Below are 20,525 nucleotides of genomic sequence, written 5' to 3'. Positions count from 1 at the left end.
GGCCTAAAAGTAGCCTTCCATCTTTTTCTTTTCCATCGAGCCGGCAGAGTCGTTGTCGATCACTCGCCCTTGGCGCTCCGAGGTGGTGCACAGCAACATCTCTTGAATGATTTCAGGCAAGGTGGTCGCATTCGACTCCACAGCGCCGGTGAGTGGATAACAGCCTAACGTTCTAAAACGCACCATCTTGTGCGCCACTGTTTCACCGAGCTCAAGTGGCATACGCTCATCATCAACCATGATCAGCGTGCCATCGCGCTTCACCACAGGGCGAGGCTCGGCTAAATAAAGAGATGGTATATCAATGCCTTCAAGATAGATGTATTGCCAGATATCTAACTCAGTCCAATTGGATAAGGGGAACACACGAATACTCTCGCCTTTATCGACTTTGCCATTGTAGATATTCCATAATTCGGGGCGTTGATTCTTAGGATCCCAGCGATGCTTACTGTCACGAAACGAATAGACTCGCTCTTTCGCACGTGATTTCTCTTCATCACGACGGGCACCGCCAAAGGCGGCATCAAAGCCATGCATATCAAGTGCCTGCTTTAATCCCTCGGTTTTCATGATATCGGTATGCTTAGCACTGCCGTGGGTAAAGGGGGAGATATTCATGGCTAATCCGCGTGGATTTTTATGCACAATCAAATCGAAACCATACTTTTTCGCCATCAGATCACGAAACGCAATCATCTCTTTAAACTTCCAGTTAGTATCGATGTGCATTAAAGGAAACGGGATCTTACCGGGATAAAAGGCTTTACGGGCTAAATGCAGTAATACTGAAGAGTCTTTACCAACAGAATATAACATCACTGGGTTATCAAATTCTGCGGCAACTTCACGCATGATCTGAATCGATTCCGCTTCGAGTTGTTTCAAATGAGTTTGCGCTGTAGACATATCGGCTTCCGTATAATATTAATAATATCAATTGGCTAATTAGTGTTATCACCTATCCACAGACTCGTTTATCCACAAGCAAAAAACAGCGATAGGCTCACCAAATGATGGCATTGAGAAGATGATAACAGCACCAATATGTTTTAGAAGTTATAAATATTAATTTATTTATACCAAAAGGAAATAAGAAGTAATGAAAATTAACGAGGTAAACTTGGACAACGGCAAAATGGCCAGAGAAATGATTGATAAGCCGCCGAGCTAATTTAAATACGCTAGAGAACCGAGACACTATGAGGCCTTCAACATTGGTTCTGGACCACGCCAACTGAATACCGCATATGTTCACCATTATTGTCATCACGAGGTAAAAGCAATAATCCCACACCACTTAATATGAAACCACTTGGATTCAACCAACAGTAATACCCAACAAATAGCACTTAAATCGTGCTAACAGCATGAAGCCTTAATTGATTAAAATAAAGACAAAAACCTTAAGCCGACTTAAACACTGGCGGAAAATATAACACTTATAAGTTTTTTTTCATGTATAAGTCACATTACTTTAATGATAAAAGGATTTTTTATTGCAAAAATAGAGCGTTTACGTTAACTTTATAAAAAAGCGACACCACTAAGTTAAAAACCGGTCCACCTTTGTTAAAACGAGGCTGTATGAAATCGCTCACAATTAAAACAAAAATAATATTAACCAATTGTTTATCACTACTACTTTTACTCTCCCTTTCTTTTATTATGTCCTCTGTTTTATCTCAAAATACCAATGTGGTTAAAGATATTGAATCTATTAAATACCCAAGCCTCAATCTAACATCGACTAACCTTGCATTATTAAAAGAGGCATTCGAGCGATTTAACATTGCAGTCACCCTAGGTGATGAAGAGTTATTAGCAACTAATGACGAAGTTAAATCCCTTGTCATTAATAACTTAAAAGAACTCAAAATTTATTTGCCTCAATTTGAAAATAAAATAAACAAATTTGATAGTGATGTCGTCCAATACTTTAATGATGCCCACTCCCTTGCTAAAAGTATTATTGATGGTTCCGCCGATTTTGCTCAAGTCGCTTCTATCGCCAAACAAAATAATACTAATTATGAAAATCTAAAGCAGGACTTTGAAACCTTTTACGATCTTAACCAAGAGACGTTCACTCAAAACATTCAAGACTTAGTTAAGCAAAATGAGAATACCACGTCACTGGTCACAATGGCTTGTATCCTTAGCTTACTCATTGTTGCCACAGCGGCATTCTTTTTAGTTAATGGCATAAAAAAAGACCTGCAAAAAATTACCGATAAAATGAAAGATATTTCGTCTGGAGATGGCGATTTAAGCGCAAGACTTGAACATGAAAAAAATGATGAATTAAAAGAACTGGTTGATCACTTCAACAGTTTTGCATCAAAGCTGCACGGTAATATTTCCAGTGTTATCAGCAACACCGACACCTTAACCACAATTTCAAGCAACCTGTTTGACGCTAACCGCTCTGCACGCGACATTTCTCAACAGCAGTTATCGTCAACTGATGAGGTAGCAAGCGCCGTGATGCAAATGTCACAAGTCGCGGCTGACATCTCTATCAATGCACAAGATACCGCTAGTGCTGTCAATAGCGCGATGACACTGTCTCAAAAAGGCTCAGATACGGTGCACCAAACACTAATAGCCCTAGATCAACTGATTTCTGATGTCAAAAAGACCGCCGATGTGGTGTCGGAACTCAATGATAGTACCAAAAGTGCTGAATCCATCTTATTAACGATTAACTCTATCGCTGAACAAACTAACTTATTAGCCTTAAACGCCGCCATTGAAGCTGCACGAGCAGGTGAACAAGGTCGCGGATTTGCCGTGGTCGCAGACGAAGTACGTACTTTAGCCTCTCGCACGCAATTTTCAACTCAGGAAATTCAAACCGTGTTAGACCAGCTTCAATCCAAGGCGGATATGGCAATGAACACCATTAAGAATAGTTTGACCAATGCCGAAGTGTGCAACGTAAAGAGCACTGAAGCTGAAACCACGATTAAAAGTGTTGCTGAAGAGATGAATAATGCCGATCAGCGCAATGTTCTTATTGCCGCCGCAACGGAAGAGCAAGGTCAAACAACAAAAGAGATAGAGTCACACGTACTTAATATCCGCGACATGTCGCAACAAACCGTCAATAGTTTGAAACTCGTTGATGATATGGTGCAGTCTATTGAAAACGTCAAAGAAGCATTAGTTGATGTGACCAAACAATTTAAAGTCAATTAAACAGTAATTAATAACATAAACATCAGAGCAATCAAATATATGTACTCCGTTAGTTTAAGTTTGCTAAATTATTTATAATAACACTCTAAATATTAGCTTGTCTCAAATACAATGACCTCTCCATAATAATGGATAGAGACAATAAATAGTGAGCAACAATAATAGTTCAGCCAGTTATTTAGCATTTAATTTGCCCGCTTATTACTGAGTGAGCAAGTATAAGTTTATTATTTAAGTATAACACCCCTAATTTACTATAAATATGTCTTCAACAATTTATTACGTTAAACAAAAAAATAGAGAGCAGTAAATGAAAAAAAGTAATGTAGCACTACTCGTATCCCTCGTATTAAGCGCCCCTTATTCTGTTGCAGCAACCCTAGGTGATGTGAATATTAGTGGTTTCGGTAGCGTTGGTGTTGGTATTTCAAGCAATGATGTGGGTTATGCCGGTTATACTGATGAAATCGATTACAAACAAGACACGCTATTAGGTCTACAATTTGACTTTAACGTGAACGATAAAGCTAAGGTCACCACACAGTTAGTAGCTAATGGCCGTTACGATTTTGAGCCAGCCATTGAAGTGGCGTATCTGAGTTACGATTTAGAGGTGGCAACCGTGCGCGGTGGTAAAATTCGTACGCCTTTTTATATGTACTCTGATTACTTGGATGTCGGCTATGCCTACCCAATGCTGCGCCCCTCGCAGGAAACCTATGAACACTTAATCATCAGCAGCTTTACCGGTGTTGATGCCCTGATTCCAATTGAAATAGGCAATACAACACTGCACCTTCAGCCTTTCATGGGGGTTAGCCAAGTTGATAAGCGCGATGGCAACTTCGGAATTAACGTCGGTATTAATGATGTCTATGGTCTTGCCGCCACCTGGAATATCGATGACTGGACTATCCGCTCAGCATACGCACAAAACAAATCAGAAAAAATAGATAATCCTTTACTTTCAGAGAAAGAAGCGGAAATTACAACAGTTGGACTTCAATACAATAATGGCAATATCGTATTTAATGTTGAAGGAATGGCACTGAAAATCGAAGGTGCTTACTACGATGTAGAATCTGCCAACGCTTTACTTGGCTATCAATTTGACACTCTAACGCCCTATATCGCCGCAGGCTGGATCAACACTACCGACGATGAAGAGCGTCAAGCTGGACCTAAGGCACTCGTCGCTTTTGAACGCACCTCATTCTCGCTAGGTTTACGTTGGGATTTCGCGCAAAACATAGCAATGAAGCTTGATACAACTTACGCCGACTTCAATGGCACCAACGGTGGTTTAGCTGGAAACCTTGATGATAAATATCAAATAACCAATGAAGATACCTTTGTGTATTCAGCATCATTAGACTTTGTATTTTAAGGAGAAAACACAATGAAAAAATCAATTATTGGTCTACTGACATTAGGTATGTGCTTCTCTGTGAATGCAGCTGTTGTGGTTATTGGTAACGCACAAGGTGTTGATACTATTGCAGCTTCAGAGCTAAAACAGCTTTATTTAGGTAAAGGGCAAAAGCTGGCAAACGGTGAAACCGCCCAGCTGTTTGAACTGCCAGAAGGTGCTGCAGAGCGCACCGAGTTTCATGAAAAAACGACAGGACGTAGTGATGCACAATTGCAATCTAACTGGTCTCGCTTAGTTTTTACAGGCAAAGCTTCTGCACCGACAGTCGCTAATGACAGTGCGGCGATGCTGAACTCAATCAAGAGCACGCCTAATGCGATCGGTTATATTGACGAAGCCGCCGTATCGGCAGATGTAAAAGTATTACTTAAGTTGTAGTACTGACTTGACACTCTCAGCCCTCTGGTTGCACTAGAGGGTTGGGTTTAACAAAGAGATTGTCATTAACGTTAAATAAATCAGAGAGGGCCATTCTTAATGGGTAAAATCATCAGCTGACATGAACCACACTGCCATAGCACATGCTAAAATTCAGCCTATTTCTGTTGATGTTAACGCTCACAAACTCGCGACAAGCAGCGATAAAAGCATCATCGCCACCCGATAGCCATCATAGCGTTTGAATCCCCAAGCCTGCACCATTTTAAGGGAAGCAAACGAGGTCACGACTTAACAAGGAGTTAAGACGCGAGATAGAGATATCATTCGATTAAATCAGCGAATTCATCGAGCGAGGTATGGCCTCTTGTAGAAAGAAAATGCAACAAGGCTTCTGGACTACGGTTGAGTAAGCGCTCCATAGGAAACGCCACCGCCTCAATAATCTCAATCGCCTTATCAAAACCTGCCAAGTCAAAAGCGACATGGGAGTCAGAGCCCATCACCAGTAGTCCTCCTGCATCTTTGACGGCTCTGGCAATCTCTGTGCAGTTATTTACACTGCCTTTTCTAGATGTCAAAAAAGAGGAGTTATTGATCTCCAGCGCCACGTTATTTGCCGCAGCGGCCGCAGCGACACGCTTAATATCAATGGGATAAGCTGGATTGCCAGGATGACTAATAATGTCGACATGACCACTTTCAATCGTGTTGAGCAGTGCCCTGGTGTGAGCCTCTTTAGTCGAAGGTGGGAAAACGGGCTCATGAAAACCTGCCAGTACGATATCTAACGCTTGTAAATATTCACCAAAAAAATCAATTTCGCCGAGTTCATTTTTGATGTTGGCTTCGATGCCGCGCAGCACACCAATACCGTCAACCATCCTAGGTAACACGCGCATATTCACAAAGTGCCAAAAGTGCGGTGCATCAGCCATATCCGGGCCATGATCGGTAATGGCAAACAGCTTAATGCCCTTCTCTTTAGCCACGCTAAGGTAATCATGTATGGTGCTATAGGCGTGAGTGGAGGCGATGGTATGCGCATGAACATCAACAAGAAATTTCATGATAAGTCTCATTTCCTGAATCAAAAAGTTGGCATCCAGTCTACTATGTTAAGCACACTTTCTCTATGTAACCTTAAAGACCTATCATGCAATCTCTGTGCAGTCATGGTTTTTAATGTGTAAGTCTCTGCACAAACCGCCCCCCTGCGATTACGCCGTGATCTCAGCGTTAATACACATTTTTTGCCTTAATTTGGGATCGGCAAAAAACTGCAGCATTAAGGCATCGATAACGCGGTTATCTGTTTTAAAACGATAATGAAACAAACCATTGTTCACTCTTTCGTCATAAACGGCTTGGCTGCAGCGGGGATCTTTTTTTGAGACAAAATCGAAGCGATCAACATGTGCTGTGCGGTCGGGATTATAACCAACACACAAACGCACCATCACATCATCAACATATCTGTCGTATCTATGAGTATTCATGATGGAGTGAATATGCTTTTGACCAACAAATACCCCTGCACCACTGCAAATATAAACGTTATTTCGTAGACCCGTACTGCTCACAATATTTTTAAGCGTCTGATTAGCATAAAAATACTCAGAAATAAGATTGGCTTTACTCGTTAAGCCTAGATAAGCAGTTTCAGGCTCTCGTATGTTATCCAGTACCGATAAAAAGACAGGCACATCAATAAAGGAAGAGAGATTCGTTCGGTAGAGGATTTGAGTTTCGCCCAGTTCTTGATGGACAAACTGCAGCGCAAGACGTAATTTTTCGGCGCTGTGAGGTAAGGTATCGGGACACGGAAGCTTAATTGTATCCTTATCTAAATGTGCACTATCTGCCCCGCCCTCGTAGAAAAAGCAAGGTACACCCGCCTCCTTCAGATCTTGCATCCATGTGTTTCGAATTGCGACTTTGAATTCATTAAAAACAGAGTGAGTAGTAGATAAGATTAATACAACAACTTTTTTATTCATTAAAAGACCAAGAAACAATTAAAACAAAAGGATAGATAACTTAAAGTTAAGCCATAAGACTTGTCATTTGAATGTAGAAAATGGCTGAAACTCGAAAGTTAACTTCATAACATAACGCAAAAAAACATAACTAATGACACCCACCTAAAACTCACCTTTAAACGATTAGCTATGATGACTGTCATTCCTATAAGCTGCTCTAGCTCATATTGCTTACCCGATTAACAATGCGCTTTGATGTATGCTTGCAGGCTGATTGCTGTCGAATCTTTATTCGAGAGTATGGGTGATTCAGCACTCATAGGCCACGCTATGCCAATGTCAGCATCATTCCAGGCGATCGAAATTTCACTCTCAGGATGATAGAAGTTAGTGCATTTATAGACAAACTCCGCCTCGTCACTGGTGACATAAAAACCGTGAGCAAATCCTTCGGGTACCCATAATTGACGTTTATTGTCAGCCGATAAGTATTCACCTACCCATTGGCCAAACGTTGGTGAACCTTTACGAATATCAACCGCGACATCGAACACCTCACCTGATACGACACGTACTAACTTTCCTTGAGTATTTTCAGTTTGGTAATGCAGACCACGCAAAATCCCTTTTTTAGATTTAGAATGGTTATCTTGCACAAAAGTGGTAGGTTGACCTGTGACTAGCTGCTCAAATTTCTGTTGATGCCAAGTTTCCATAAAGAAACCACGTTCATCACCAAATACCGTCGGCTCAATAATTTTTACATCTGGGATCGCTGTATCAATAACCTTCATAACGTAACTATCAACCTTTATATGCGTGTATATTGGTATTAAGCGCCTGTTTCCAGTCGCTCGCCTCGATACCGAAGTGCTGGGCAATTTTAGCCGTATCTAACATTGAATTGGCTGGGCGCTTAGCCGGTGTGGGGTATTCTTGAGTGGGGATCGAAGTTAAGTTGGGCTTGTTAGAGATAGCCGACTCATTAACCGCAATATCAAATATAGCGTCGGCAAACTCATACCAACTCACATGCGGTAAACCTGAATAATGATAAACACCATATTCAACCTGCTCTTGCGTAGCAATCGCATCGGCGATGATGATCAGGGCACTGGCAATATCGCCGGCATACGTTGGGCCGCCAAACTGATCGCCCACTATCCTCAAACTGTCGTGTATGTCGGCTAGGCGAAGCATGGTTTTGACAAAGTTATTACCATGCTCGCTAAACACCCAAGCGGTTCTCATAATGATATGTTTATCACACGACTGCATGACGGCACGCTCGCCAGCAAGTTTACTCTTGCCATAAACACTTTGCGGGGCTGGGCTGTCACTTTCTTGATAAAGCCCCTGTTTATCACCAGCAAACACATAGTCGGTGGAAATATGCAATAACGCCGCACCTATCTGTTGTGCAGCTAACGCTAAAAACTTAGGGCCATCACTATTGATGGCAAACGCTAACTCAACCTCATCTTCCGCTTTATCGACCGCGGTGTACGCCGCGGCATTAATAATAATATCGGGTACATTAGCCAATACAAACGCCTCTACCGCGCTGTTATCGGTAATATCTAAGGTATCTCTATCGGCAGCAATCACCACCACATCGTCACGTTGAGCAAGCAACCTTGTTAAACTGCGACCGACTTGGCCATTACAGCCAGTAACCAGTATTTTCATCTATAAAATTACCTGTTTTTCTCTGTAACGAGCCGAGTAAGATATTGGCCATATTCATTTTTCATCATAGGCTTAGCAATGTTTAACACCTGCTCACTCGTCAGCCAGCCATTACGCCAAGCTATCTCTTCTAAACACGCCACTTTAAGCCCCTGTACATTCTCAATGGTTTGCACAAAGGAAGAGGCTTCATGCAGGCTTTCGTGAGTCCCGGTATCAAGCCAAGCAAATCCACGACCGAGTAACTCAACATTGAGTGAGCCATCGTTAAGATACATCTCATTGATAGCGGTAATTTCAAGTTCTCCGCGCTCAGAGGGCATAACCTGTTTTGCCATATCGATCACGCGATTATCAAAGAAATACAGGCCTGTCACGGCATAGTTAGATTTGGGATTGAGGGGCTTCTCTTCAATCGACACCGCTTTCATATCATCATCAAACTCAACCACACCAAAGCGCTCAGGATCTTTCACTTGATAGCCAAATACTGTGGCTCCAACGTCACGTTTTGCCGCACTCTGCAACGTTTTAGAAAAGGACTGTCCATAGAAAACATTGTCACCTAACACTAAACACACCGAGTCATCGCCAATAAAGTCTTCACCTATTATAAACGCTTGCGCCAGTCCATCAGGGCTAGGTTGTACGGCATACTCAAACTGGACGCCAAAGTCAGCCCCATCACCCAATAAGCGCTTAAAGCTATCACAATCTTCTGGTGTCGAGATGATTAATATCTCGCGAATACCGGCCAACATGAGGATTGAAATAGGATAAAACACCATGGGTTTATCATAAATGGGCAGTAATTGTTTAGAGACGCCACGCGTCAGTGGATATAAACGCGTGCCTGAACCACCGGCTAATACTATGCCTTTCATTTAACCGCTCCTGTTAACGACCCCAAACGCTCACCCGAATATGAGCCGTCTAGCACTCGCGACCACCATTGTTTATTGGCTAAATACCACTCAACGGTTTTACGCATGCCCGACTCAAACGTCTCTTGCGGTGTCCAGCCAAGCTCGCGTTCGATCTTCGACGCGTCTATAGCATAGCGAACATCATGGCCTGGACGGTCTGCGACCTTAGTAATTAAATCAGCATACAAAGCTACACCTTGAGGCTTATGGGGGACTAATTCTTCAAGTAAACTGCAAATGGTATTAACCACCTCAATATTGGCCTTCTCATTGTGACCGCCAATATTATAGGTTTCACCCACACCCCCCTCTGTAACCACTTTATAGAGTGCACGAGCATGATCTTCGACATAGAGCCAATCTCGAATTTGCATACCATCACCATAAACCGGTAACGGCTTGCCCTCTAAGGCATTGAGGATCATCAATGGGATGAGTTTTTCAGGAAAATGATAAGGACCATAATTATTAGAACAATTAGTCACAATCGCCGGAAAACCATAGGTTCTTGTCCAAGCACGTACAAGGTGGTCGCTAGAGGCTTTAGACGCTGAATAAGGACTTGAAGGTTGATAAGGCGTGGTTTCGATAAATAGGTCATCGGTGCCCTCTAGATCGCCATATACTTCGTCGGTCGAGATATGATGAAAACGGAAAACTTGCTTGGCCGTATCTGGTAACTGTTGCCAATATGCTCGTGCTACTTCGAGCAAAGTAAAGGTACCGACAATATTTGTCTGAATAAAAGCAGCAGGCCCTGTGATTGAACGGTCAACATGAGATTCAGCCGCGAGGTGCATAACTGCATCCGGCTTATGTTCGGTAAAAACTCGTTCAAGCTCGGCGCGATCACAAATATTAACGAGTTCAAATGCATAGCGCTCGTCTTGATCAATATCACTTAGGGATTCTAAGTTACCAGCATAAGTTAAACAGTCGACATTAACTACTGAGTTATCAGTATTTTTTAAAATATGCCGAATAACTGCAGAGCCAATAAAACCCGCCCCCCCAGTAATTAAAAATTTCATTTACGTACTTCCTTACAGCCCATTAAGGTAAAGTTTTACTTAAATCAATATCAATGCTCTAACGAGATTTACATCAGAAAGAGCATTATGAATCGAAACATTTGAGTAATGCTGACTATTCTCGCATCGCTAGCCAAGTTTGTGTATTAAACAATAACAATACACTTAATAGACGCTTAATAATTGAGCGTGCACTACTATTGTAATAAACCACCCCTCAAAAAAGTAAAATGCTCCACAGAACAAAAACTAGCGTGCTGTGCCAGTTATTTTTCCAGATTGCTTACTAACGTGCTGTTGATGAGTAAAAAAATAAAAAGGCCTTGAGCGTAACTCAAGGCCTAAATAAGGTTCTGTGTATTAGCGTAACGCCAAACTAAAAGATTCAAATACCGTCCAGCAATGCGCTAACCTGCTGTTTAAAACCATTACCTAATTTAGCATCGCGCAAACCGTATTCAACAAAGGCAGTCATGTAACCGAGTTTATCACCGCAATCGTGAGACTTACCCGTCATATTGAAGGCTTCGACAGTGTCCGATTCAATCAGCATGTCGATTGCATCGGTGAGCTGTATTTCATCGCCAGCACCCGCAGGGGTTCTAGCGAGTAGTTCCCAAATTTTTTCTGACAGTACATAACGACCTACAACAGCAAGATTAGACGGGGCTTCATCAACTGCAGGCTTTTCAACCATTGCCTTAATTTTTGCAGCGTCACCAGGGGCAATATCAGCGCCATTGCAGTCTGCAATACCATACTTGTTAACTTCGTCCTCAGGCACTGGCGCAACCATAATTTGGCTGGCTAATGTGGCTTTATAACGCGCTATCATCGCAGCCAAGTTTTCAGTTTTTTGGTCAGCACTATACTCATCCAAAATCACATCAGGGAGAACCACTGCAAACGGGTTGTTACCAATACAAGGTTTAGCACATAACACCGCATGACCAAGGCCTTTAGCCTCACCTTGACGCACATGCATAATGGTCACATCTTTAGGGCAGATAGATTGTACTTCATCAAGTAATTGACGCTTTACACGCTTCTCTAGCGTAGATTCAAGCTCATAGGAGGTATCAAAATGGTTTTCGATAGCATTTTTACTGGCATGAGTAACCAGCACAATCTCTTTAACACCTGCTGCCACACATTCATTGACGATATATTGAATAAGCGGCTTATCAACAAGCGGTAACATCTCTTTAGGGATGGCTTTAGTGGCAGGCAGCATACGAGTACCAAGACCAGCAACGGGGATAACAACTTTCATCTCATTCCTTAAAACGACTATAAAACTAATGACATATTACAACCTTAGAGCCTAATCCAAGTTAATATTTTCCAAACATTACTTAACGCCCAATTATAACAATAAAATAAAACTAAAAAACCGACGAACATAATCCATTCAGGAATATGATAAACTTCGCCTAGAATGCCCAAGAAAGCAATACAAGAAGCCGCTAGAGAGATACGTACTAATGTCTGTTTTCTAGAGTAACCTGCACGCTCGAAAATATGATGTAAATGATCGCGATCTGGCTTAAAAGGAGATGCACCTTTTTTTATCCGTCTAAACATAATTGCAGCCATATCCATTAATGGTATTGCGATTAAATATAAGGCAGTAACAGAGGAAAAAGCTCTTGAATCATCAGCAGTTCCGATAACCAATAACCATACAACAGTTAGACCGATCAACATACTACCTGCATCCCCCATAAATACTTTTTGTAAGTTGGAAATAGGCCACTTCAAATTAAACATTAAATAAGCAAGAAGAGCAGATACATATAGTAAAGGAAGAAGGTACCAATCAATAGAAGCTTGAAATAATAAGTAACCTAATGAAGAGAAGGTCACCACGCTTAACGTACCAGCAAGACCATCAATACCATCTACCATATTAAATGCATTTATAGAACCGATTACTGCCACCACCGTAAATAAAACACCAAAAAAACCAAGATGCAAATCGAAAAAATAGAATATCCCCCCTAGGTTCTCAATATATAAATCAGCCCCAAAAACCATAATAGACGAAATAATAATCTGGGCAAAAAGTCTTAATCTTACAGATAAATCATATTTATCATCAAGTATACCTAAAAATATAATAAAAGCAGAAGATATAAGATATAGATTTAAAACCTGATCATTATCAAAAAACAAAACAGCTCCAAATAATACGCTAATATAAATAGCTAGACCGCCAATAAGTGGAACCTCACCTGTATGTAATTTCCTTTCATTAGGTAAATCTACCAACCCATATTGTTTAGCCAGCGGCTTAAGAATTAATATGGAAAAACAAGTTGTAAAAAAAGCAATTACTATAGAAAAAAAACCACTCATTTCGATTCCTTAATAATGCAAGCTTTCGACGAATGAACTTGCAAAAAACAAAGTGAAAAATAACTACCGCGCTAAAAAATCAAAGTCATACACTAAGTATAAACCTAATAAACTAACTATAGTTTAAAACTAATTTTACTTAAAAAATTTGATATTACATCTTCTGATTTTGCAACGGAAGAGAAGTAGTAGTCAATCGAATTACGTATCTTATCCGGTTGTGATGAGAAAGCTGGTAATAGGGACTCTTCACTCTTAACTAGAAAATCAGCACTACCAACAAAATAATTAGGTGTTTTATGATTGGGATACTCATAGATTACAACAATGGAATCGGGAAGCGACATGGCTTTGGCAAGTAGTGTTGAATAATGACCGATATAATATTCAGTTTTAGGCAATTGTTCTTCAGAAAAAGAAACATGATTAAAATCTGAGGCATAATTATACCAATTGATATTACTTCTTGGATGTAGTTTGACTATTAACTTTAAATTTAATGCATTAGTAATATCAACTAGTTTTTTGAAAAATTTAAGTTGTAACTTATGACTTAGCCTACCATCTTCAACCAAAGTCTGGGCTATATAGCATACAGTACGTTTTAGTTCGACTTGAGAAAAAATGATATCTAGTTCATCTAAATCAGGAGTACCGACTATAATCTGCTGAGATTTTTCATACCCAAATTGTTTTTCGTGAAAATCTTTCCAAAAATCAGAGTATACAAACGCTGTATCAACATTTAAGTTATGTCGATCTATTTTAAGATCAACTTGATTACCACCTAAGACGTAACTATTAAAATATTTCCATACAGTTGTTATACCTCGATTATCATACCTTGATATAACAAATGCATAGTATAAGTAACTAAATGACTTTACAATCTTAGAACTAAAAAATTTCAAGTCTCGCTTTAGAAAAGGAATATACATACCATGCTGAAGCATAAAAGTTTTAACACCTACATTTTTAGCTGCTAAAACGACTCTATCATCAGCTATTCGCTGACCATTAATGAAAAGTATATTAATTTCGTTTTTCAAAAAATAATTTTCAAACCAACTTACATCTTTCCATTGACTATAAACTATATCATCTGCAAATGGATATTCATTACGAACATCAGAATAACTCTTACCATCATCATGTTCGAACAAAAAAAAGAATTTCACCCCATCGACATCAGCTCTCAGTTTAAAAACCAACTTATTAAAAAACCTGATAATATTCGTAGGGACAATGTCAAAAAAAACTATATTCATAATTAACCAATACCATAAACAGAGATGAGACTTTTAAGATGATTAGCAGGCGAACTAATTAAGCGAACTTTTTTCCTTGCACTATTAATTCTATCTATATGATCGTTATCAATTAATGAAAGCCTAACATTCTGGATAACATCGACAAAATTAGAAACATTTCCTACATTAAATGTTTCACCACAATCTAAATAATCAACAGATTCCTTCATACCACCAACATTGGAAACTACTGGGTATAAACCAAGCATTATTCCTTCTAATATAACTAATGGAGCATTTTCAAAAACCACTGATGGCAAAACAAGTACATTACAATTATTAGCAGTAATCTTAATCACTTCGGAATTTTGCCTACCATAAAAAATAACTTCGTTACTATCATTAATTAATTTAGATTTTAATTTTAAATACTGTTCATAAGCACCACTTCCAAATACATGAAGCCGAATTTTTTCAACCCCTTTAACTGACAAAGCATCTAGAACAGTTTCAAGACCTTTAATTTCAACTAACCTACCTAAAAAAATAACATTTAAAAAGTCATCGACATAAAGTGTATTTACCTTTTTTACATCTTTAAAATAATCTAAATCAATCGGATTATAAACCAAATTAAACTTATTTTTGCCAACACCATCCTTTACTGAAGCATCAATAATAAATTTACTGGGAGAAATATAAGCGTCAACAGTTAAATTTAAAAATGCACGTTGAAGATAATACCTCAACAATTTGACAAATGACTTTAAAACACTGCCTTTGAAACACTTAAAAAATAATATATGAAATTTAGATTTACCAATACACTTAGTACATCGAACTTTAAGGTTTTCATTATAAAAAGAAGAATTAGGACAGATTAAATGATGATCATGCAAAGTATGAACAACTCTAACCTCATTTCTTAACTTATAAAAAAATACAGCAAAAATAACTGATGGACTTAATTTAGATATAAAATTATGTATATGTATTATGTCAGGCCTACAATCACAAAGGTATTTATAAACCTTAATGAAATTGAAAAAACAAAAAATCTTTGAAAAAAAATAACTTTTAGATACATCACGTAAACTATAGCGAGAATCACTATCAGTAGAACACGTTACTACATCGAACGAACCACTGTTCCTTAATAATAAAAAAGTATCAGAGGCAACTTTTTCCGCGCCCCCACCAAGCAAACTGTCACACATTAAAAAAACTTTTTTATTAGTCATTAAAAATCCCATTCGGATTATCTATAGTTAAATCTTCTTGAAAAGGCAATTTATTTCTATCAACTTCACCACTTTTTTTCATTAACTCATCTAAATAATACATTGGCTTATAACCGGCAAACGAATAATTATAAAAAAGTAAAGGAGAACTTGACCACCTGACGGTAAAAACAAACACTACCAAAAGAGCTAACATCAATATGTTATATTTCTTTAACTGACCAGACAAGCTGACAAAATAAACATACCCCATCATAATAAGAAGAATAGATGATAAAGTTCTAATTGGTATAGATGGTAAATAACAAAATGAAACCAAAACACTAAATATAGCAAAGTTATTCCAGAAGAAACGGCTGAATTTACCGTGCTTAAAATAGAAGCACACGCCAAATAGAAGTAATGGAAATATATAAATCGAAGATGTAATTACAAACTTTAAATTTTCAACAACACTTGATATATCTTGTGACTTTGAAAACCCCCAGACTAATTTAGCAAGAAGTTTATTCTCTGAGTTAATTAAGAAAGATGTCAATTGATTTAGAAATAAATAAATTGACACACCTGAGATAAAAGATAACAGACAAAATGCCTTAAGCCTGTTCGTTTTATTCTCTAAAAGCAAAAATTTAATTATAAAAAATATAACCAATGAAGATGAATGAAACAAAATTGCAACAGTTAGGCAAATATACTTTACAACATTACCACCAGAGAATATGGCAATAAGCAAAAATAAAGATGCATATCCTTGCCGTAAATGATTAAGAGTTGATGGATATTTAAAAAATAAAAACAAAAATGCCAATAACAAACAAGATTTATTAATATCTAAATTTAGGTATTTAGATATTCTATAAACAAGTATAACCAATAGAACACTTTGCAAAACACCATGAATTAATTTATAAATATGAGGATAAGGGCCATCAACTATTATAGAAATCAGGTAATTAAGCAAAGGTAAAGCAATTTCAAAACCTTTAGCAAAAATAAAAAAGTCAGTAGAAAAGCCATACTGTAAAAAAGCTAAATAGTTATTATAATAAGTCGTAAAATCTTGCTCTGTAAACAAAAAAACAGGCTGACTAGCAGAGGAAACACCTATGGCTAAAATACAAAAAAATGCGTTCCCGAAAAAAAAATAATTAGCAACATTTTTTTTACAATTGGACACCCCAATCATGAACAAAGATAGCAGGCAGTAAATAAAAAGAAGTAATGGTGAATATAGCACTAAAAGAAAGGCTATAGCAAAATGCATATAACCTAACTTATTAAATACAACCCTGTTATCCATGATTTTTAAATAATGAATTAAATTGAACCCTATCGAATAACTCTAACTTTCCACCGCTAGTTGCGTTATAGATAACCCTGTCATCTAACTCATACATAAGCTTCATCATTTTATAGCTTTTAAGAACTTTATCTAACTGAGGATCATGCCAAGTTTTACCTTTACCAAAATAATCAGGATGAAAATGATTAATATCGTTTTCAGTTGATAAAATATCTTTCCCATTAACAATAGCAGATTCTGGAATAGAGTAGCTAAAGTCCATACCGATTAAATAAACCTCACTGAACCCCATATAATATGCGAGCTGTAAATTTATCATTGTTACAGATTGACCACAATACAATCTTAGAGACGGATCAGCTGAAAACCTCGGAATACCATATTGCGGTGTATTCTCTCTGTAATACCCAGCATTCATTCTAAAAAACAAACAATTTTTTCTATTCTTAACTTGTGGTTTATAATTTACAGGAAAAAATTTATACTCCACATCATAGGAATTAATTCTTTCAATATTTTCAGACATAACAGCTTTATCTTCAACCACGTAAAATGATGGCTTAAAATTGTTTTTATCTGTCATTAGAAATATACTATTAACGCCAAATGTATATTCGTCCTTTAAAAGGGAGAAATCAACATCATTCAATGATGGTCCATTTCCAATAATAAAGCACCGTTTGCCTTTATATTTATTCCTTAAACTTCTAATTTTTTTAGTATCTGGAAGTCCATATAAAAAAGGCTCCTCAACAAATTGGTATGGAACATTATCCTTTCCAACAGTCATCTTTATTAAACCTATCAACTTTTTAGCAACTGACACTAACTGAACCTCTTAAAGAATTAAATAAACAGTAAGTAATGTGATATCACATTATGTACAATTAAAGATAAATTTATAAGGCAAACATAACGTTTACCAACAAACTATCGTAAAGATCTAAACAACCTAAGATAGTGAACAACTAAATAAAACAATACTAATGAAAATATAATATTTGTATATATCACATAGTTTAAGTCATTTATAGATTTTAGAATAAAAAACTGCAGTACAGCCTGAGCAGAAAAACTGTAAATAACAAGCTTTGCGACTAGCATTGCTTTACCACGAAAATAAAGTTCATTCATCAAGATCATTGAAAACGATTGAAATACTGTAGAAATACAAACTAGCCATAAGATATCTCTAGATAAGTCATAATCAGGATAATATATTGAAAAATAATTATACCCCAAAAACCATATAATAAATATTGACAGCAATAAAAAACAAAATGTTGACATGTAGATTTTGTCAACTTTATTAATATCTGATTTTATATTACGCGATAAATACCTGTTAACCTCAGGGACTATTGCTAAATTAACAGCTGTCACTATCAAGACCACTATTCCAGCAATCTGAAGTGACAAGGCGTACTGACCTAAAACAGCTACACCAAGAAACAACGCTATAAGATATCGTTCCGAACCACTTTTTAACCACCAACCTATTGCTTGTGGCATAAAAGAAAAACCTTTAATTGCCACACTGATATTGACATCTATCTTAGGCTTTTTTAGTTTAGTTAAGGATATACATTTAACGTTATTGTTCAAGTAAATGAACTGAAAAATAATAGCTGTAAAAAATGCTATAACCCAAGATAAAACTCCCTCTTTATACAGCAAACCGAATACAATTAAGTAACTAATTGAAAAAACTAACTGACCAAGAAAATATATATTAGCTTTCTTTTCACATTGCAGTAAAGATAAGCAAGTCATATTATAAGTTCGCAGCAATGGAAAAAATAGTAATATATAAAAATAGAGAGGTGTGTTGTTATAGATTAAGAACGGAACACATACTACAAATAATGCACACGTCATAATAACGGAGTTAACAAATTGAACATTCAATTGATGTGTTAAAGTATCTGTTGGCAGCTTAAAAAAGTCTATCCTAGTAACTGCAGGAGTGTTATTCATCGTAATGATAGATAAAACCTCGACAGTTACAATTAACAAAGTTAATTGGCCAACTGTTTCACTGGAAAAATGATGAGCGAATACAAAAACAGTTAAAAATGGAATTAACTTTGCTAGACCTTCACTTAAACCATATTTGAATATTTTTATAAAAATAAGTCACCTCACACAAGCCTATAATCATTTATAAAAATAAAATTTGTAATTTACTAATAGAATGACTAATTTATTTAGCTATACCCAAAACATTGAACACATCTTCACCAATTTTCCTGAGGCCAGATTGATTATAATGTACATTATCTACAGTATATCTCTTAATTTCTTCTTCACTCCATCCTGATAAACTTACATATAAACTCAAATTCTCACACATTAGGCCATCTTGTATAAGCTGCTTATTGATACTATCAGGTCTTTTCCTCCAGTAGTTCCCATCCCAATCATCTAAAACTGGATTCACTCCAACATATAACAGACCATTAATTTGTTGCAAAATAGGAATAATTTCTTTAATTAAAAAATCTGAAGAAATAAATTGAATTGTAGGCTCAGAGTTATATTCACTTAAGTAGTCGTCCCTTTCTTTAAAGTAACTTAACCATCCTTTCCTACGTATATAGTCCATTTTCATATTTAACATTTCGTTATACGAGGATAGCGGCCTAGGTGCGAAATCCACTATACCGCAATGCAATATTACATATTGGTATTCCTCACCAATTCGATCATAAAACTCTAAGAAGTCAAGAATACTCGTATATTTATGCGGGCAAAATTGATAATGCACATACGAATCACCAAGCCGATTAATATATGAATAAAATGGATTCCGTTGCTTTAAAGCACTATCTATTTCGGTTCCTCTCGAGTCGGTATATAGTAGGATTTTATTTCGCTTTACAGTTCTGAAGGAGAAAACCTTATATACAACATTACAAATAAAAATAATTATCCTATTAAATATTTTTTTTATATAATTCACAATGGATCACTCAAACAACTTTTAATTCCACCACTTGCACTTATACAAGCTCCTTGTATAAAACCTGCGTTATCCGAACAAAGGAAATAAGCAAGCTTTGCGACTTCATCAGGTGTTCCAACACGCCCTAGAGGATGAAACGATTTTAATCTTTCATATTCTCTTGGCTTATCATTAAAGCCTGCCTTAAGCATGTCCGTCGCAATAGCTGCAGGCTCTATTGCATTAACCCTAATTTCACTTCCTAAGTCTAATACCATATTACGAGTCATAGCACTAAGAGCAGCCTTCGAGGTAGCATAAGCAACAAACTCTTTTTTAGTTTGCGTGGCATGGATACTACTAATATTAACTATACTGCCTTGATTCTTAGTTAAGTCATCAATAAACATCTGAGATAAAAAGAATGGAGCTGTAACATTAACGTTAAAACTTGTACTCCACTGTTCTCTAGTTAACTCTTTTGAATTAGCGAGTATCTGTATTGCTGCATTGTTAATTAAACAATTGATTCCATTATCACCTGTAAATTTTGTGACATTAGAGAAAAACTCCATGGCATATAATTCATCTAAAACGAATTTATTTAAATCTAAAGGCAAGTATATGACGTCATCGATTGGTTTATTATTTACAACTATATCTGTTGCAACAACTTTATATCCATTTCCAACAAACTCAGTAATTAATGCCTTACCTACACCACCTAATGCTCCGGTAATTAAGGCCCATTTTTTTTCATTCTTTATAAATGCCATTGGAGTTTACT

General features: G+C 37.2%; 19 protein-coding genes. 3 read left to right on the top strand and 16 right to left on the bottom strand.

Features of this window, described 5'->3' with window-relative positions; all coding sequences use genetic code 11:
- Nucleotides 1-3 precede the first annotated feature (3 nt).
- Complete coding sequence (gene cysD, locus AC0VXX_RS05955; RefSeq protein WP_475516345.1) at nucleotides 4-909, bottom strand: sulfate adenylyltransferase subunit CysD; 906 nt, start codon at nucleotides 907-909, stop codon at nucleotides 4-6.
- A 678-nt stretch (nucleotides 910-1,587) separates the two neighbouring features.
- On the opposite strand from cysD, the gene AC0VXX_RS05950 reads away from it, so the two are divergent.
- The 3 genes from AC0VXX_RS05950 to AC0VXX_RS05940 all read left to right on the top strand — a co-directional run bounded on the left by AC0VXX_RS05950 (nucleotide 1,588) and on the right by AC0VXX_RS05940 (nucleotide 5,011).
- A complete protein-coding gene (locus tag AC0VXX_RS05950; protein WP_475516344.1) occupies nucleotides 1,588-3,201 on the top strand; it encodes a methyl-accepting chemotaxis protein in 1,614 nt (537 codons plus the stop codon).
- A 310-nt stretch (nucleotides 3,202-3,511) separates the two neighbouring features.
- Nucleotides 3,512-4,588 (top strand): hypothetical protein, encoded by a 1,077-nt coding sequence (locus AC0VXX_RS05945; RefSeq protein ID WP_475516343.1) that lies wholly within the window; start codon nucleotides 3,512-3,514, stop codon nucleotides 4,586-4,588.
- 12 nt (nucleotides 4,589-4,600) lie between these two features.
- Complete coding sequence (locus tag AC0VXX_RS05940; RefSeq protein WP_475516342.1) at nucleotides 4,601-5,011, top strand: phosphate ABC transporter substrate-binding protein; 411 nt, start codon at nucleotides 4,601-4,603, stop codon at nucleotides 5,009-5,011.
- Between the two features lie 323 nt (nucleotides 5,012-5,334).
- Here AC0VXX_RS05940 and AC0VXX_RS05935 read toward each other — a convergent pair whose 3' ends face one another.
- The 15 genes from AC0VXX_RS05935 to AC0VXX_RS05865 form a co-directional block, all read right to left on the bottom strand.
- Nucleotides 5,335-6,081, bottom strand: a complete 747-nt coding sequence (locus AC0VXX_RS05935; protein ID WP_475516341.1) for a PHP domain-containing protein — start codon at nucleotides 6,079-6,081, stop codon at nucleotides 5,335-5,337.
- A gap of 150 nt (nucleotides 6,082-6,231) precedes the next feature.
- On the bottom strand, nucleotides 6,232-7,011 hold the full coding sequence (locus AC0VXX_RS05930; RefSeq protein ID WP_475516340.1) for a hypothetical protein: 780 nt from the start codon (nucleotides 7,009-7,011) through the stop codon (nucleotides 6,232-6,234).
- Nucleotides 7,012-7,232: 221 nt separating this feature from the next.
- Nucleotides 7,233-7,787: a dTDP-4-dehydrorhamnose 3,5-epimerase gene (rfbC, locus tag AC0VXX_RS05925; protein WP_475516339.1), complete on the bottom strand. Its 555-nt coding sequence runs from the start codon at nucleotides 7,785-7,787 to the stop codon at nucleotides 7,233-7,235.
- A 10-nt stretch (nucleotides 7,788-7,797) separates the two neighbouring features.
- The gene (gene rfbD / locus AC0VXX_RS05920; protein ID WP_475516338.1) at nucleotides 7,798-8,682 is read right to left on the bottom strand and encodes a dTDP-4-dehydrorhamnose reductase; all 885 of its coding nucleotides are present in this window, start codon (nucleotides 8,680-8,682) and stop codon (nucleotides 7,798-7,800) included.
- An 8-nt stretch (nucleotides 8,683-8,690) separates the two neighbouring features.
- A complete protein-coding gene (rfbA, locus tag AC0VXX_RS05915; RefSeq protein WP_475516337.1) occupies nucleotides 8,691-9,566 on the bottom strand; it encodes a glucose-1-phosphate thymidylyltransferase RfbA in 876 nt (291 codons plus the stop codon).
- A complete protein-coding gene (gene rfbB, locus AC0VXX_RS05910) occupies nucleotides 9,563-10,639 on the bottom strand; it encodes a dTDP-glucose 4,6-dehydratase (RefSeq protein ID WP_475516336.1) in 1,077 nt (358 codons plus the stop codon). The genes rfbA and rfbB overlap by 4 nt, the downstream gene beginning before the upstream one ends.
- 385 nt (nucleotides 10,640-11,024) lie before the next feature.
- Nucleotides 11,025-11,912 carry a UTP--glucose-1-phosphate uridylyltransferase GalU gene (gene galU / locus AC0VXX_RS05905; protein WP_475516335.1) on the bottom strand — a complete coding sequence of 296 codons (888 nt, stop codon included), beginning with the start codon at nucleotides 11,910-11,912 and terminating at the stop codon, nucleotides 11,025-11,027.
- A 44-nt stretch (nucleotides 11,913-11,956) separates the two neighbouring features.
- A complete protein-coding gene (gene wecA / locus AC0VXX_RS05900; protein WP_475516334.1) occupies nucleotides 11,957-12,997 on the bottom strand; it encodes a UDP-N-acetylglucosamine--undecaprenyl-phosphate N-acetylglucosaminephosphotransferase in 1,041 nt (346 codons plus the stop codon).
- A 116-nt stretch (nucleotides 12,998-13,113) separates the two neighbouring features.
- Nucleotides 13,114-14,265: a hypothetical protein gene (locus AC0VXX_RS05895; protein WP_475516333.1), complete on the bottom strand. Its 1,152-nt coding sequence runs from the start codon at nucleotides 14,263-14,265 to the stop codon at nucleotides 13,114-13,116.
- Between the two features lie 2 nt (nucleotides 14,266-14,267).
- Nucleotides 14,268-15,488, bottom strand: coding sequence for a glycosyltransferase (locus AC0VXX_RS05890; RefSeq protein ID WP_475516332.1), 1,221 nt, complete (start codon nucleotides 15,486-15,488; stop codon nucleotides 14,268-14,270).
- The gene (locus tag AC0VXX_RS05885) at nucleotides 15,481-16,668 is read right to left on the bottom strand and encodes an EpsG family protein (RefSeq protein WP_475516331.1); all 1,188 of its coding nucleotides are present in this window, start codon (nucleotides 16,666-16,668) and stop codon (nucleotides 15,481-15,483) included. The genes AC0VXX_RS05890 and AC0VXX_RS05885 overlap by 8 nt, the downstream gene beginning before the upstream one ends.
- 115 nt (nucleotides 16,669-16,783) lie before the next feature.
- Nucleotides 16,784-17,620, bottom strand: coding sequence for a 6-hydroxymethylpterin diphosphokinase MptE-like protein (locus AC0VXX_RS05880; protein ID WP_475516330.1), 837 nt, complete (start codon nucleotides 17,618-17,620; stop codon nucleotides 16,784-16,786).
- A 104-nt stretch (nucleotides 17,621-17,724) separates the two neighbouring features.
- Nucleotides 17,725-18,567, bottom strand: a complete 843-nt coding sequence (locus AC0VXX_RS05875) for a lipopolysaccharide biosynthesis protein (protein WP_475516329.1) — start codon at nucleotides 18,565-18,567, stop codon at nucleotides 17,725-17,727.
- 430 nt (nucleotides 18,568-18,997) lie between these two features.
- A complete protein-coding gene (locus AC0VXX_RS05870) occupies nucleotides 18,998-19,405 on the bottom strand; it encodes a hypothetical protein (RefSeq protein WP_475516328.1) in 408 nt (135 codons plus the stop codon).
- Between the two features lie 347 nt (nucleotides 19,406-19,752).
- Nucleotides 19,753-20,514 (bottom strand): SDR family NAD(P)-dependent oxidoreductase, encoded by a 762-nt coding sequence (locus AC0VXX_RS05865; protein WP_475516327.1) that lies wholly within the window; start codon nucleotides 20,512-20,514, stop codon nucleotides 19,753-19,755.
- Nucleotides 20,515-20,525: the final 11 nt, after the last annotated feature.

Source organism: Shewanella sp. QJM3NY_23 (genome assembly GCF_056173105.1).
This window is presented reverse-complemented; position numbering and strand designations above follow the sequence as displayed.

Excerpts from the sequence above, each read along its gene's own strand:
- rfbC (WP_475516339.1), bottom strand. The coding sequence starts at position 7,787 with ATGAAGGTTATTGATACAGCGATCCCAGATGTAAAAATTATTGAGCCG.
- AC0VXX_RS05945 (WP_475516343.1), top strand. The coding sequence starts at position 3,512 with ATGAAAAAAAGTAATGTAGCACTACTCGTATCCCTCGTATTAAGCGCC.
- cysD (WP_475516345.1), bottom strand. The coding sequence starts at position 909 with ATGTCTACAGCGCAAACTCATTTGAAACAACTCGAAGCGGAATCGATT.
- AC0VXX_RS05865 (WP_475516327.1), bottom strand. The coding sequence starts at position 20,514 with ATGGCATTTATAAAGAATGAAAAAAAATGGGCCTTAATTACCGGAGCA.
- AC0VXX_RS05930 (WP_475516340.1), bottom strand. The coding sequence starts at position 7,011 with ATGAATAAAAAAGTTGTTGTATTAATCTTATCTACTACTCACTCTGTT.
- galU (WP_475516335.1), bottom strand. The coding sequence starts at position 11,912 with ATGAAAGTTGTTATCCCCGTTGCTGGTCTTGGTACTCGTATGCTGCCT.
- rfbD (WP_475516338.1), bottom strand. The coding sequence starts at position 8,682 with ATGAAAATACTGGTTACTGGCTGTAATGGCCAAGTCGGTCGCAGTTTA.
- rfbA (WP_475516337.1), bottom strand. The coding sequence starts at position 9,566 with ATGAAAGGCATAGTATTAGCCGGTGGTTCAGGCACGCGTTTATATCCA.
- wecA (WP_475516334.1), bottom strand. The coding sequence starts at position 12,997 with ATGAGTGGTTTTTTTTCTATAGTAATTGCTTTTTTTACAACTTGTTTT.
- AC0VXX_RS05935 (WP_475516341.1), bottom strand. The coding sequence starts at position 6,081 with ATGAAATTTCTTGTTGATGTTCATGCGCATACCATCGCCTCCACTCAC.
- AC0VXX_RS05870 (WP_475516328.1), bottom strand. The coding sequence starts at position 19,405 with ATGAAAATGGACTATATACGTAGGAAAGGATGGTTAAGTTACTTTAAA.
- AC0VXX_RS05895 (WP_475516333.1), bottom strand. The coding sequence starts at position 14,265 with ATGAATATAGTTTTTTTTGACATTGTCCCTACGAATATTATCAGGTTT.
- AC0VXX_RS05940 (WP_475516342.1), top strand. The coding sequence starts at position 4,601 with ATGAAAAAATCAATTATTGGTCTACTGACATTAGGTATGTGCTTCTCT.
- rfbB (WP_475516336.1), bottom strand. The coding sequence starts at position 10,639 with ATGAAATTTTTAATTACTGGGGGGGCGGGTTTTATTGGCTCTGCAGTT.
- AC0VXX_RS05950 (WP_475516344.1), top strand. The coding sequence starts at position 1,588 with ATGAAATCGCTCACAATTAAAACAAAAATAATATTAACCAATTGTTTA.
- AC0VXX_RS05890 (WP_475516332.1), bottom strand. The coding sequence starts at position 15,488 with ATGACTAATAAAAAAGTTTTTTTAATGTGTGACAGTTTGCTTGGTGGG.
- AC0VXX_RS05875 (WP_475516329.1), bottom strand. The coding sequence starts at position 18,567 with ATGACTTGCTTATCTTTACTGCAATGTGAAAAGAAAGCTAATATATAT.